The organism is Rheinheimera sediminis, from assembly GCF_004005375.1.
GTDB lineage: Bacteria > Pseudomonadota > Gammaproteobacteria > Enterobacterales > Alteromonadaceae > Pararheinheimera.
In genome coordinates this window covers 13,148-26,702 of the sequence record NZ_RZUF01000011.1, presented here as the reverse complement: position 1 = coordinate 26,702, position 13,555 = coordinate 13,148, and the positions used below count along the sequence as shown (strand labels likewise).

General features: G+C 44.8%; 12 protein-coding genes. 6 read left to right on the top strand and 6 right to left on the bottom strand.

The window, feature by feature from the left end; genetic code table 11:
• Entirely contained in the window at positions 1 to 1,062 is a 1,062-nt protein-coding gene (locus tag EMM73_RS08795) for an alpha/beta hydrolase family protein (RefSeq protein WP_127686071.1), read from the bottom strand.
• Positions 1,063 to 1,389: 327 nt separating this feature from the next.
• Between EMM73_RS08795 and EMM73_RS08790 the strand changes: the two genes are divergently transcribed.
• On the top strand, positions 1,390 to 3,831 hold the full coding sequence (locus EMM73_RS08790; protein WP_186435170.1) for an EAL domain-containing protein: 2,442 nt from the start codon (positions 1,390 to 1,392) through the stop codon (positions 3,829 to 3,831).
• Between the two features lie 309 nt (positions 3,832 to 4,140).
• Here the strand turns inward: EMM73_RS08790 and EMM73_RS08785 are convergent, their stop codons facing one another.
• Entirely contained in the window at positions 4,141 to 4,614 is a 474-nt protein-coding gene (locus tag EMM73_RS08785; RefSeq protein ID WP_127686069.1) for a hypothetical protein, read from the bottom strand.
• A gap of 20 nt (positions 4,615 to 4,634) precedes the next feature.
• Complete coding sequence (locus tag EMM73_RS08780) at positions 4,635 to 5,564, bottom strand: SPFH domain-containing protein (RefSeq protein ID WP_261373365.1); 930 nt, start codon at positions 5,562 to 5,564, stop codon at positions 4,635 to 4,637.
• A 213-nt stretch (positions 5,565 to 5,777) separates the two neighbouring features.
• On the opposite strand from EMM73_RS08780, the gene EMM73_RS08775 reads away from it, so the two are divergent.
• From EMM73_RS08775 to EMM73_RS08760, 4 genes are all read left to right on the top strand, one after another.
• The gene (locus EMM73_RS08775; protein WP_127686067.1) at positions 5,778 to 6,680 is read left to right on the top strand and encodes a type 2 periplasmic-binding domain-containing protein; all 903 of its coding nucleotides are present in this window, start codon (positions 5,778 to 5,780) and stop codon (positions 6,678 to 6,680) included.
• 361 nt (positions 6,681 to 7,041) lie between these two features.
• On the top strand, positions 7,042 to 8,787 hold the full coding sequence (aceK, locus tag EMM73_RS08770; protein ID WP_127686066.1) for a bifunctional isocitrate dehydrogenase kinase/phosphatase: 1,746 nt from the start codon (positions 7,042 to 7,044) through the stop codon (positions 8,785 to 8,787).
• Positions 8,788 to 8,850: 63 nt separating this feature from the next.
• Positions 8,851 to 9,525, top strand: a complete 675-nt coding sequence (locus tag EMM73_RS08765) for a tRNA-uridine aminocarboxypropyltransferase (protein ID WP_261373364.1) — start codon at positions 8,851 to 8,853, stop codon at positions 9,523 to 9,525.
• A 138-nt stretch (positions 9,526 to 9,663) separates the two neighbouring features.
• Complete coding sequence (locus EMM73_RS08760; protein ID WP_127686065.1) at positions 9,664 to 10,263, top strand: hypothetical protein; 600 nt, start codon at positions 9,664 to 9,666, stop codon at positions 10,261 to 10,263.
• 312 nt (positions 10,264 to 10,575) lie between these two features.
• Here EMM73_RS08760 and EMM73_RS08755 read toward each other — a convergent pair whose 3' ends face one another.
• Positions 10,576 to 11,361 (bottom strand): alpha/beta fold hydrolase, encoded by a 786-nt coding sequence (locus EMM73_RS08755; RefSeq protein ID WP_127686064.1) that lies wholly within the window; start codon positions 11,359 to 11,361, stop codon positions 10,576 to 10,578.
• The gene (locus tag EMM73_RS08750; RefSeq protein ID WP_127686063.1) at positions 11,352 to 12,365 is read right to left on the bottom strand and encodes a DUF2817 domain-containing protein; all 1,014 of its coding nucleotides are present in this window, start codon (positions 12,363 to 12,365) and stop codon (positions 11,352 to 11,354) included. The genes EMM73_RS08755 and EMM73_RS08750 overlap by 10 nt, the downstream gene beginning before the upstream one ends.
• A 300-nt stretch (positions 12,366 to 12,665) precedes the next feature.
• Here EMM73_RS08750 and EMM73_RS08745 point away from each other — a divergent pair, with 300 nt between their 5' ends.
• A complete protein-coding gene (locus tag EMM73_RS08745) occupies positions 12,666 to 12,908 on the top strand; it encodes a hypothetical protein (RefSeq protein WP_127686062.1) in 243 nt (80 codons plus the stop codon).
• Between the two features lie 73 nt (positions 12,909 to 12,981).
• On the opposite strand, the gene EMM73_RS08740 is transcribed toward EMM73_RS08745, so the two are convergent.
• Positions 12,982 to 13,515 carry a GNAT family N-acetyltransferase gene (locus EMM73_RS08740; protein ID WP_127686061.1) on the bottom strand — a complete coding sequence of 178 codons (534 nt, stop codon included), beginning with the start codon at positions 13,513 to 13,515 and terminating at the stop codon, positions 12,982 to 12,984.
• Between the last annotated feature and the right edge of the window lie 40 nt (positions 13,516 to 13,555).

Sequence of the window (13,555 nt, the reverse complement as noted above, 5' to 3'; positions counted from 1 at the left end):
CTAATCCAGCACAGCCACTAAATCTGAACGGATGAAATCGGATAACACAGCCTGATGCTGTTGTGCCCACAAGCTCATAGCACGGCCATCTCCTGTGGTGACTTGTTCGATAAAGGCGCTGGATAGAGCCTGAGTGGCGGCTTTGATCACTTGTTGCTGCGGTGCTGTGTCTGAATCACGGCGCCAGCCTGAGAAAATATTGTGGCTGCCTGAGCTGAACACTGCCAGTACTTTGTAACTGCTGGCCATAGCGTAATAAAGCTCAAATCGGTCTGATGGGGATGAATAATAACCAGGCACCTTAATTTCATCTTCAGTGGTGGTGATATGCAAAGTGGGAATAGTCACTTGTGCCAGCACTTGATCCAAAGGCTGATCGTTATAAAAAGGCGGGGCTGAAATTAAAATAGCAGCTTTAATCCGCTCATCTTTCAGGCTGACTAGCTGACCATTTTGCTCAACTTGTGCGCCGCTTAACAGCATAGAGGTATTGGCGCCATAAGAATGGCCAGCCATCATGATATTCTGTTGGTCAAAATCTGCAGCATAGTCTGAGTCTAAGAGCTGATCCAAGGCAAACTTCACGTCTTGCACTCTGGCTAAAGCTTCAGTTTCATCTGCTGCATCCATTAAGCGAAAAGGTAACAAAAGCCTGTTACCACGCCATACCTTACGGTCACTGCCATCATGTTGCACATGTAAACTGGCGTAACCTTGGCTGGCCCAGTATTGCCCCAGATAGGCATAACGTTCTTTCGAACCACCTAAACCATGAGAAAATACGATGAGCGCTTTGGCTTTTTGCTGATGGGAAGGCTTAAACAATAAGGCTGGTACTACCCTATTTCTACTTTGATCCAGCCAGTCAAAACTTATTTCCTCTACCGTCAGCGCTAAGTTTTGAGCCACTACAGTAGACTGCAGTACAGAAGGCAAGTTTAGTTGCTGTTGCCAGACAACTGAGTTCAAAGCCTGCTTTTGAGAGCAACCAGATAAAGACAGTAGTAGGACTCCTGTCAACGCCGCTAAACTCAGAGCTTTGATCCCTATAAACCTTTGCATAAAAATCCTCTTTACTAAAAATCCGTTGGCGCCTGTCAGTTTGGGGCACCAGTTAAGTATCAGTCCTGAGTGCTTAATTAAAAAGCAATAAAAATTGATAAGGCTGTTCAATAAATTCGAACAAAACATCGAACTATAAAAATTTTATTAAATTTATCAATTTGCCCGTTGCATCTCAGGTGCAGCCAGCTAAGGTTAAATCAGGTGTATTCGATTTGAGCTTTTATGACCTTTCGCCAATCCCCGTTGTTCCATCACTTATTTTTTTTGGCCTTGTGTGTTTTTCTGCTGATGGCATTACTACTGATACATCTGGTTCCACAACAGATGTTAAAACCATTGAGTGAAGTGCATTATTATCCTGTGACAGAACAAAGCGCGGAATTACAGCAACTAATTTTCAAACCAGCCGAGCAATGGCAAGTTCTGCCCAGTTCTTCCATCAGTTTGGGCTATCAGCAAAACGCCTACTGGTATAAAACACGCCTGTCGCCCAGCGATACTGAAACCGCACTATCGGTACTGGCACCCTTTCTGGATCAGCTAGAACTCTATGTGCTGGACAGGCAATTCAAACTGCTACACAGTTACCAACTCGGAGATCAACAAGTCTACAATCTGCGACCTTTACCTACGCTGAACTTTGTTATCCCAATACCTGCCAGTGCAGAGGACCTGTGGCTTTTTGCCAAAGTAACCAACAAAGGTGCAAATATGCTGCCGCTGCAACGAAGTAGCATGGTTGATATGGAGCAACAGGAACAGCAGTCGGTATTTATTCAGAGTCTGTTCAGCGGTGTTTTTCTATGTCTTATTGCACTTTCTGCAGGGCTTTATCTGATTTACCGCCATGGCTATTTCCTTGCATTTTCAGGTATGTTTTTAACCATTGTATTAATCCAGCTGGAAATTAACGGCTTACTCTTTGCCTATGTCTGGCCTCAGTCACCGAACAACAATTTTGTGACCGACTATGGCACAGTGCTGGGATCTCTGCTTGCTACTACTTTTATGCTGTCGTTTTTCCGTAATACTCAAACTCCAAATTGGCTAATGTGGCCATTTCAGTTAATCAGAGTTTTTGCAGTGGCTCTGCTGGTTGCCAGTCCATGGCTGGGTGTCTATTGGTTAAAAAAAATAGGCGTGGAACTCACTGCTTTAACTGGCAGCCTTATGCTGTTGGCGAGTTTTTGGTTGCTCCATAAGCGTCATACCAATGCCCTGTTTTTGTCTATGGCCTTATTGACCATGTTAACAGGTATCGCTGTGATGATACTTCGCAGCAAAGGTTACCTGCCTGTGGTTGTTTTGACCAATTCAGCGATGGAAATAGGCAACGCTTTATCTGCGTTGTTTTTTGTCTTTGCTATGTTGCAAAATTTGTATCTGGAAAAGAATAAAAAAATTGCTTTCCAACAGCAAATTCTTGCACAACAGCAACATATCCAGAGTATTCAGCACAAAGCACTGGCTGAGGCACTAAAAGATCATATTTCTGGTTTGCCGAATAAGCAGGCCTTAATCAACAGGCTGGAAGAACTGGATCGACAACCAAACAGCAACTTTTATCTGGTGATGATCGAGCATCAGCGTTTTCGGCAGATTGAACGGGCTTTAGGGGTTGAGGAGGCCAATCACACTATTGTTGGTTTTAGTAAATTGCTCAAACGCTGGACCGAACAACAGCGCCAAACAGAGGCTCAGTATCCAGCTATATTTGTATTGGAGCGTGACAGTTATGCTGTGCTTATTGCCCCGACAGATTTTCGTTCGCAGTTTGAACAATTGCGCCATCAGTTGGACCAATTATTGAAAGTAGATAATCTGCAACTGGATTTAGGCACGGCTTACAGCTCAGTGCGTTATCCGACAGATTGCGCTAAAGCTTCTGATACATTGGATTTAGCCTTGGCGACCATAGAACATGCTGACAAAGCCGGGCTCTACCTGCCTTATGAGCCATTGTATCTGGAACATAACCTGGAACATATTCACCTGTTGTCCGAACTAAATATTGCGCTGCAAGATGATCTACTTGAACTCTATGTGCAGCCTATTCTGGATTTGAAGCAACAAAAAATACATGCTGCTGAGTTACTTATTCGCTGGTATCACCCCAAGATGGGCCAGATAGCACCTGATGATTTTATACCTTTGGCAGAACAAACCGGCATGATCAGCCAAGTGACAGAATGGGTCCTCGATAAAACTCTGCTTTTACAAAAGCAATTAGCAGACGCTGGTGTTTATCTGCGATTATCGATAAATATATCACCACTGGATTTGCGCAATACCGCTTTGATTTCGAAGGTGATAGCGGCCGTACAAAGCGCAAGTAACTCTACTGTGCCCTTGCAACTAGAGCTGACCGAAACTGCTTTTGTTGATTTAGTCAAAGACTCAGAACAAGCGCTTAAACTGCTGGAACGATCTAATATTTGCATCTCTTTAGATGACTTTGGTGTGGGACAATCCTCTTTGTCACGCTTACAGGGTTTACCTTTGAGAGAACTGAAAATTGACCGTGACTTATTGTGTCAGGCGGTACGATTGAATGATGACACTGTATTAAGGTATGCCGTTATGCTGGGTAAGTCACTACAGCTTTATACTGTGATCGAGGGAGTAGAAACCTTAAAAGAGCTGGATTTTGTCCGGCGTCTCGGCGCTGATGCGATCCAAGGCTATTTACTGGCTAAACCTATGCCCTTTGCGATGTTTAGCCAATGGTTGATTGAATTTGAACTGCAGGGCTTCAGATTAAATTAACCTAAACTGAGAGTGTCGAAGCATTCAGTCAGCAGAGACTTTGTTTGCTTAACATAACAATTTTACTTCGTTGATTTAATTCATTAAATCGAAAAAAGTCGACACTCATTATCCCGAGTTCAGGTTAAGTAACCTGATGTGAACCCGGGATAACCCCCGCCACTAAATGCTCCGTTTGGCCATAGCTTGTTGCTATACGTACTTAAAGCTATGGCTTTGTTGTATTTGCAGCCCACTGTTCCAAAGTGAATCTCTGCTACAGCAGGTTTGCAGGCTGCCCTGACTTCACATGCTTTCGGATAGACAGCATCAGATACTTTTATTTTTCACAAGTAACAAACCCACCATGGCGGAACTGATAACAACAGTTTGTCCAGTCTCAGCCACGGACGCAGTCTCTTCTGGATCTAACCTCACCCGCCATTCCAGACCACAAAACTGAATATAACTATCACAGTCTTTACGCGCCTGTTGTGTGAGTACCAATTCTGTCCCAACAAAATCAGATATAGCGCTGTCTTCTTGTAAGCGGACACCTGTTTTTTGCAGTTTACGTAAAGGCTTCCATAGCAACACTGCAGATAATGCCGTTAACATCGCCAAAGTAAGCAGCACTAGGCTGGCATCTTGCGGCAACCAATCAAACCACATCAGTCCAGCACTGGCAAAAGCTGCAATGGCCAATGCCAGTAATACCTCCAATACTCCGGGAATGGCAAAAGGTAACAACGCCAGACAGAGTAAAGCCAGCAATAATAAGCCAGATAACAAGTTTAGCTCCATAAATGCCCCTCTAATGTGCCTTAAGATAAAACCCCGGATTTCTGAATAGCAGCAACGACTCCCAAAGCCTCAGCTACTGTGCTGCCAGCTGACGATTTGTCGTTATCCATAAGCACTACGGTAGATTCGCGGGCTATGGCTTTTTTGGCGGCTATGGCTTCCGAAGCTAAGTCCAGTAACACTGCAGCCTGCCCCTCTGGAGTAGCTGCAGCTTGACCTATCATGGTTAATGCTCTGGCTTTTGCCTCTGCAACTAAGGTAATAGAACGCGCTTCACCTTCAGCTTTCAGAACCTGCTGTTCACGTTCAGCTTCAGCGGCCAATACAGTTGCTTGTTTATCCCCTTCAGCTATGTTGATGGCAGCCTGACGTTTGCCTTCAGAATCTAAAATAGAAGCTCGCTTTTCCCGCTCTGCCCGCATCTGTTTTTCCATAGCGTCTAATACTGAAGCTGGCGGGTTAATGTCTTTAATTTCATAACGCATGACCTGCACACCCCAGGCTGCAGACGCCTGATTAATGGCATGGATAATTTTAATATTCAGGCTGTCGCGCTCTTCGAAGGTTTTGTCTAAATCCAGCTTACCAATTTCAGACCGCATTGAGGTTTGAGCCAGTTGGATCACTGCATACACATAGTTATCAATACCATAAGAGGCTTTATAAGGTTCCATTACCTTGATATACAATACACCGTCGATGGTCAGGCTTATGTTGTCTTTGGTAATGGCAGACTGACTTGGAATATCAATAGCGCTTTCTTTAAGCGATACCCTGTAAGCAATACGGTCGATAAAAGGGATAACAAACTGCAAACCAGCAGTTTGGGTTTCGTAGTATTTACCGAGACGTTCAATAATATAAGCCATATTTTGTGGCAAAATCACCACAGTTTTGCTAATCAGGATCAGTACCGCCAATACCAAAGCGCCAGTTACAATTAAATTCATTTCAAGCATAACTTGTCCTAAAAAGAAACCTAGACTCTGGGGTGTAGCTTACCGGATTTTTACGACCATCGAAGAATAATATTCAATTCATTAACAATTAATTTTAACATCAAAGCTAAGCCTCTCTATCAATAACAAAACGCTCGTGAATAAAATTAGGCCTTTGCGTGGGTGGCATTTACACTTACCTATACCGACTCTATGAGGTTTTTCATGAAGTTATTTCCAGCAATCTTAGTCTGCGCCTTGATCAGCTGTATGAGCGCTGCAGCAAGCTGCTCAGAAACAATAACTCAGGTTTTAATCACTAAACCTCATTCCACCTTTGACGTCGACCATCAGTACTACACCAGCTTACTGAATAAAGCCCTGACGAAAGCAGCAGCAGGGCGGACCATACCTGAAATAAAAACCACTTTTGTGATGGAGCAAGGCCGCGCTTTGCGAGAACTAAGCAGAGGAGAATTTTTGGATCTATTGTGGGTTGGTACGGATATAAAGAAAGAACAAGAATTCCGCGCTATTCGTATTCCATTGGAACGCGGTTTAATGGGCTTTCGTAAGTTTATTCTGCACAAAGACTCAGTCGCAACATTTAATAGCATCCGCAGCCTGCACCAGTTGCAGCAATTCACAGCTTGCCAGGGCGCGTTCTGGCCTGATGTGGAAATTATGCGGTACTCAGGCTTAAAAGTAGAAGAAGCTCCTGTTTATGAAAATATCTTTCGCCAAGTAGCAGCCAAACGTTGTGATTATTTTCCGCGTGGCGTGCACGAAGGTGCGATTGAACTGGAAAAACGCCTGGCTATATATCCTGAATTGGTAAGGTATAACCCGATCATGCTGCACTACCCTTTTGCTATCTACTTTTTCACCCACAAAAGCAATGAAGCTTTGGCGCTGTGGATTGAACAAGGGTTGGAGCAGATGATTGATGACGGAGAATTACTGGAACATATGCAACAACAGGAGCTCACGCGCCACATATTTCCTCTGAAGCACCATAGTTCCGATCCATGGATCAGCCTGAAAAACCCGCTGCTAAGCTCTGATACTCCAGTGAATGACAGCAGATACTGGTTCAGTCCTCAGGATTTCAAAGCCGCTGATCAGTAAATATGCAGTGGCTTGTGCAACGAAAAATAGAACCCAAAGGCAGGTTTTTCTGCAAAAGAAAGATTGTAAGCCAGTGTTCAATCCGGTCACCCAATACATCATTTAGATAAACTGATTTATACAATCGGCTTACGCTTTTACTGACTGCATTCGCCTATTTCTGTGGATTTCTGTACATTTTTCGAACGCCACAGCTGGCTGTGGCTCGACAAGGCAACACCGAGAAGCAAACACAGTATGATATAAATACCAGTCAGCCAGATTTGTAGACTCAGTGCAGCAACTATTTACTTGAAGCATCATTTGATATCTGGTCGGATTTCAGTTATTTCTAAACCAACGAACTTCGGGATATCTGCTTATGCTGCACGCTACAGAAATAGCTGATCTTATTTTAAAAGGCTTTCGCCGCCATTTTAGCTTGTTTCAAAAAATCACCGCTTTGGCGCAGCAAGGTTTTGCCGAAAAAAACTGGCTGGAGTTGCAACGTATCAGCTCGGAGCGCATTTCTTATTACGACTTGCGGGTGAATGAAACCCTGAACTTGCTGCAACAAAAGCTGACGGGCACTGAATTAAATGACTGTTTGTGGCAACAGGTAAAGCAGCAGTACCAGCAGTATTTGTTATTTCACCCTCAGGCTGAACTGGCTGAAACCTTTTATAACTCAGTATTTTGCCGACTGTACGAGCGTAAGTATTTTCATAATCAGAATATTTTTGTCGAGTCCACCTTAAGCAAACAACGTTTACCAGCTCCAGTAGCTTCGGTGTATGAAAGTTATTTTCCGGCTCAATATGGTTTAAAACAAAGTATCAGAGCTATTGTTGCCAGCTTTCATCTGCAGGCACCATTTGTCGATTTAGAGCGGGATATCCGCCTGCTGGTACGCACTTTTATCGGTCAGTCCAGCCATGGTCATTTCCCTGTGCACTTGGTGCGCTTTGATATTTTAAAATCGTTATTTTTCCGCAACAAAGCCGCCTATATTGTAGGACGGGTGGTAACTCCTGACGGTCAGCAGCCTTTTATTATCCCGCTGCTGCATAATGAAGATCAGGGTATTTATGTCGATACGCTGATCACAGATCCACAACAAATGACCATTATTTTTGGTTTTTCCCGCGCTTATTTTATGGTGGAAATGACGGTTCCCTCGGCTTTGGTGCATTTTCTGAAAGAGCTGCTGCCGCATAAAACCCTGGCCGAACTCTATTCATCCATTGGCCTGCATAAACAAGGCAAAACCGAGTTTTACCGTGAACTGTTGACGCATCTGGATAAATCCAGCGATCAGTTTGTCGCAGCGCCAGGCATACGCGGCATGGTCATGATGGTGTTTACCCTGCCCTCTTTCCCTTATGTATTTAAAGTCATTCGCGACAAGTTTGCGCCCACCAAAGAATTTGGCCGCGACACAGTCAAAGCCCGTTATCTGCTGGTGAAAAAACACGACAGAGTGGGCCGTATGGCCGATACCATGGAATACTCAGATGTAGCCTTGCCGCTGAGCAGGTTCAGCCCTGAACTACTGGAAGAATTGCAACAAAGCATAGTTGGCTCTATGCAAATTGAAGACGATAGAGTCATTATCAAGCACTTGTATATCGAAAGGCGCATGCTGCCCTTGAACTTGTATTTAGAGCAGGCAAGCTATGAGCAGAAAGTAAAAATGATGGCGGATTATGGTCAGGCACTGAAAGATATGATTGCCGCCAATATTTTTCCTGGTGATATGCTGCTGAAAAACTTTGGTGTCACCCGCCACGGTCGTGTGATTTTTTATGATTACGACGAAGTGCAGTACCTGCTGGATGTTAATTTTCGCTTTATTCCAAAAACCGATAACTACGACGATATGCTAAGCAACGAGCCCTGGTATTCAGTGGGCCCTGGTGATGTATTCCCGGAGCAAATTACCACTTATGTCACAGCACAAAATGATATACGCCAGATGTTAATTCAAAGCCATCCTGAACTGATGGATGCCAGCTATTGGCAGGAGAAGCAGCAGCGTATTCGTGATGGAATAGTCGAGGATGTATTTCCTTATCCTCAAAGCCAGCGCTTTAACGCTTTGTATCAAGCAGAGTATGCAAAAGACTAAGGCTTAAGTACAATGCCGCCGCCCGTTTGGCATGGTGTCTGGCGGTAAGAAAGGATCCGGTTTGTGTCTCATATCAATTCAGTGATGGCGCTTAGAGAGCGCGAATTACAAAAAACGGTCAGGGTATTTAATGCCCGTGGTAGCCGGGTTATTCGCTGCCCTTTGTGTTTATTGCCTGTGCCGGATTGTATTTGTGCTGCCAAACCAACGCCATCCAGCCGCAGTGCCTTTTGTTTTGTGATGTACAAAGGCGAAGCCTATAAGCCCACCAATACAGGGCGTTTAATTGCCGATGTAGCGCCGGAAAATTTTGCTTTTGTCTGGGACAGAACCCAACCTGATCCAGAGCTTCTGGCTTTGCTAAAAAATCCTCGCTACGCCCCTATAGTGGTTTTCCCTCAGCAATACGCGGCGGCTGAACGTTGTATCAACGCAGTCGACACTGGCGATAAAATTCCGCTTTTTGTCATGCTCGACGGCACCTGGCGCGAAGCCAAAAAGATGTTCAGTAAAAGCCCATATTTAGATGGTTTTCCTGTGCTTGGCATTCAACCAGAACAAAGTTCCTTGTATCAGTTACGCGAAGCCGCTCATGAGCATCAGCTTTGTACTGCTGAAGTAGGTATTGCTGTGTTGGAGTTGGCTGGTGATGGCAAAGCAGCAGAGGAGCTGACAACCTATTTTGCTATCTTTCGTAAAAACTACATAGCGGGAAAACCGCATCTGATTTTCAAATAGCACCAAAATGAAGCATTTAATTAAAGCAAATTTACAAAATTAATAACTCAAAACAAACTCTTCGTTACAACAGTAGCGTCTGTTGACAGAGCCACAATTGAAGACATTCCCAGATCATTTCCACTGCCTGGAGCTCTATTGAAATTGAATACTGATCTGAATAAAGCGCTGAGCTCCGCTGCTGTTACTCACCTTATTTTGTATTTTCCATTTTACCTCTGGGCGATATTCTTGTGGAATGGCCTCAGCTTTTATTGGGAAATTGTGGGTGGCGGCTTAGAAACTATAGTCGTGATACTACTGAGTTCCCTTTGTTTTTTTGTAGGGCTAAAACGCAAAGAAGCAAAGTTCAAACACAAGGTCACAAGGTTTATCTTGATGAGTCTGCTCTATTATTGGCTTGGCCCAACAGCTAAACCCAACTCTGTCATTGCCTATCACCCCTTTGATGGAGCTATGTATTTTGTCGAAACCAACAACATGGCCGGAGCAACATCAGGAACAACCAGTACTTTGTATCGCGCCCAAGGCAGTTTTGTGCTGGTTACTGACTTTTGGCAGCAGTTTTATGATCACGACATCGCGGCCTTTGTAGTGCAGGACAACAAACTTTATCTTGCGCTATCAAAAAGTTACATGGGTGATTTAAAAGAGGTCTGTGTAGAAATTGACAAAACTCAGCTAACGGATTTGCCTTGTACAGTACTTCAGCCTCATGTTGACTTTCTGCAGCGCTAAGGCGCTGCACCAGGAGCCTGCCAAGCTTGTTTTTCGGCCTGTGTCTGCCGACTACCAAACCAAGTCTACTTTTTCATCTCGAGTGTTAATCCAACTTACTTCAGTGCATGAGTCAATGCTGGCTTTATGTGTTTTATCTTCAAACTCAACATCAATAATGACTATGCCCCCTCCTTAGGCGGAATAAACCGGGCAGATGGAAAACTGCATGACAGCAGGCTAATAGAAGTTGTATATCCCTGAGTTTAAACCAGCTCAAACCACTGACGTGCTCATTAGATCCAGAGTACAAAAACTAACTTATCTATGAAGTTAACACCGCAATCTAGATTCATGATCGAATGACAGATGAGAAATTAACTGCTCTATCAGCCAATCTGTCGCATCCAGAGGCAAATCATGTCCAGCGGTCGGATGTGTCAATAAAGGCGCTTGTAGTTGATTGGCCAGAGCTACGCTGCATAGTGGCGACACCAGTTGATCCGCCAGACCGGAAAGAATGAATACCGGACAAAGTGGCTTGCGTTCAGCCCGAAAACGGCTGGCGGCCCAAAGCTGGCGCAATGCATTGCTTCTACTGACAGGTTGCTCTATAGCCCACTGTTGCCATTGTTTTAACACCTCAGGCTGCAGTGCTGAACTGACTGTCATTTGCCAGATCAGCTCTTCGCGTTGTATCGGACCTGCCAACACAGCTAATAATACTTTCAAGTAATTACGCATCTGCAGCCTGTGCCAAAACGGACTTAGACCAGCACTGCTGCTGTTAATCATCGACAAAGACTTCACCTGCTGTGGCGCATCAAGCGCCCAGTCCAGTGCCAGCATGCCGCCCATGGATATAGCCACCACATGAAGCTGCTGCCCCTGATATTGTGGATAATGCGCTGCAAATTGTTGTTGCAGTGCAGAGCGTAAAGCTGGGATGGAGGCAGCCGATTTTTCTTTGTGTAAAGCACCACAACCCGGCAAATCCAGAGTCAAAACGGGCCGTTGCAGCTGCTCACTGAGCAAAACCGGGAAATCCAACCAATGCCGGCTTTCACGTAATAGCCCACGGATCAAAAGTACCGGGGTTTTATCCGGATTCAATACCATAGCTCCATTGCCTCTTGCCTGAGCATGCGTGGATGCATCACCCGCCGCCACTGCTGGTGTGACGCAGTGGCTGCTATTAAAAAATGAAATAAAGTTAAATGAGTACGCAACACCCGTTTTACCCTGTGCGGTTTGACCGGATGAAACAAACCTAAACTGGATAACAACTGAAAGGGATTTTTCCGCACCCAGTTCCATGAGCCCATTTCCAGAGTTAAAGGTAAAAACAAAGTGTTTTGCTGCAATGACTCGTCGTACAAATAATCCCATAAATCGCCATGACATAAATAATGCAGCGACTGAGGTTCAAACTGATAAGCCTGATGCGGATAGCTGTCAAACAGCAGCTGGCGTAAGCGGTAGAGTTCAGCTAAATGCGGCAGAGGTTTACGGCTTTTGGCATAAGGAAACCAGATCCTGTCGACCTGGCCAAACCCAGAGTGACAATCCAGCACCATGCTAAAAGAGCTTTGAAATAACTTTTGCCGCACCAGCTCGAACAACACCTGATTTTCAGCTTCAGGTTGCTGCGGATTGCCTCTGAACCAGGGCAAACGAGCTGAATATTGCTGCCCCCCCACTAAAAACGCCGCTTTATCTTCACAGTGCACTGGTGCATTACGCATTAAATCCACACCATTGCCATTACTGCGCCTGTGAGTCGCCATACCTACAGGGTTCACCATAGGTAAAAATAAAACATTCAATTGGCTGAGCTGATGCTGTAACCCATGATCCCACTCCAGTCTTTGCAGCAAACTTTCCAGAAAGGCAATCAGCACTGCAGAGCCAATACGCTCCAGACCATGTACCCCTCCAGTCAATAGCAAAGTAGGTTTGCTGGCGTCAAAACTTGCCATTTCTATCAAGTAACTGGGGTATGAATGCAAACCGGATTGAAAACGGGCCAGTTCTGTGGCTTTAATAGTTGCAGGTAAAGTATCGATCAGTGCCTCCAGCCGGATCAGTTCAGGTAACAGAGAACGTTGTCTTTTGGTTTGCACAGTGAGCGCCAATGAATTGATTTATCATCAGAATAAAAGGTTGTGTTGCAGGCGTTTGAGTTTTTTTGATGAACTTTTAATGACAGCAGTGGCCTGAGCACTCAGGGACAAAACTCTGGTAATCAGCCCTTGAGACATGCATACTTTTATAACCTTCGTACTTGAAGCTGCAGCTTTTTTGACTGCGTGCGCTCGCCCCAATCACATAGGACACTGTACTCATGGGGTCTCACGCTCTTGTCATCTGGCTGCAACTCCAGTTACTTTGGCTATATCAACTTATTGAAACGGAGACTCTTTATGCGTATTGCCATATTGCTGCTGGTTCTGTTGCAAAGTGCCTGTTCTTACAGCCCCAGGAACTCAGATGAATGGTGGTATGAAAGAATGCAAAGGGATCATCGTTCTCAGTGCAATCAGCTTCCGGCACAAGTTAAAGCTCAATGTCTTGAACGTCAGGGCGGAACTTATCAAGAGTATTTAAAACAGCAGAAGCAGCAACAGCCTCCTACAACACCAGCTTCTGAGTCAAAAAATCAATAAAACAACCCACTCTGGGGTTAGCCTCTTCTTCGCTGTACTGCAATGCCTCATCACAGAGGCAAAAGCTTGAGCTCTAATTTATCGAAGTAGCAGGCTTTATATCTAACTGAATACGGTAAAAATCGACCATTTCATTTTTATCCGGCACCAGCACTTGACCATCCTGCTCAAACCCAAGTTTCTGTAACAAGGCCTTAGACGCCAGATTGTCGGGTGACACTATAGCAACCAGTGTTTTTAAACTGCTGTGCTCTGCCACATAAGCCAATACAGCCACTGCAGCTTCATAGGCATAACCTAAACCAAAAAACTCAGGCAGATAAGCATAGCCCAGGTCTGTTTCAGCTAAGAAGTCGCGTTTAATCAGGCCACATAAACCTATGGCCTGGCCCCGCTGATTTTCAACCAGCCACATGCCATAGCCATACTGTGCATAACTGGCGATCGCACCTTGTCGCACATTCTGTTCAGCATCTTCAACAGTACGAACACCTTTATCGCCTATATGCTGTAAGAAGCTGGGGTCGTTATAGAGACGCAAAACAAACTCAGCGTCACTTAGCTGCAGCTCACGCAAAGTTAAACGCTCGGTTTTACAAATCACCATCAATTCCCTCTTAAAAAAAAGGAGCCATTTGCGGCTCCTA

Coding starts and splice junctions, on each gene's coding strand:
- aceK (WP_127686066.1), top strand. CDS start 7,042: ATGCTGCACGCTACAGAAATAGCTGATCTTATTTTAAAAGGCTTTCGC.
- EMM73_RS08740 (WP_127686061.1), bottom strand. CDS start 13,515: ATGGTGATTTGTAAAACCGAGCGTTTAACTTTGCGTGAGCTGCAGCTA.
- EMM73_RS08780 (WP_261373365.1), bottom strand. CDS start 5,564: ATGAATTTAATTGTAACTGGCGCTTTGGTATTGGCGGTACTGATCCTG.
- EMM73_RS08795 (WP_127686071.1), bottom strand. CDS start 1,062: ATGCAAAGGTTTATAGGGATCAAAGCTCTGAGTTTAGCGGCGTTGACA.
- EMM73_RS08775 (WP_127686067.1), top strand. CDS start 5,778: ATGAAGTTATTTCCAGCAATCTTAGTCTGCGCCTTGATCAGCTGTATG.
- EMM73_RS08790 (WP_186435170.1), top strand. CDS start 1,390: ATGTTAAAACCATTGAGTGAAGTGCATTATTATCCTGTGACAGAACAA.
- EMM73_RS08785 (WP_127686069.1), bottom strand. CDS start 4,614: ATGGAGCTAAACTTGTTATCTGGCTTATTATTGCTGGCTTTACTCTGT.
- EMM73_RS08755 (WP_127686064.1), bottom strand. CDS start 11,361: ATGGTATTGAATCCGGATAAAACCCCGGTACTTTTGATCCGTGGGCTA.
- EMM73_RS08745 (WP_127686062.1), top strand. CDS start 12,666: ATGCGTATTGCCATATTGCTGCTGGTTCTGTTGCAAAGTGCCTGTTCT.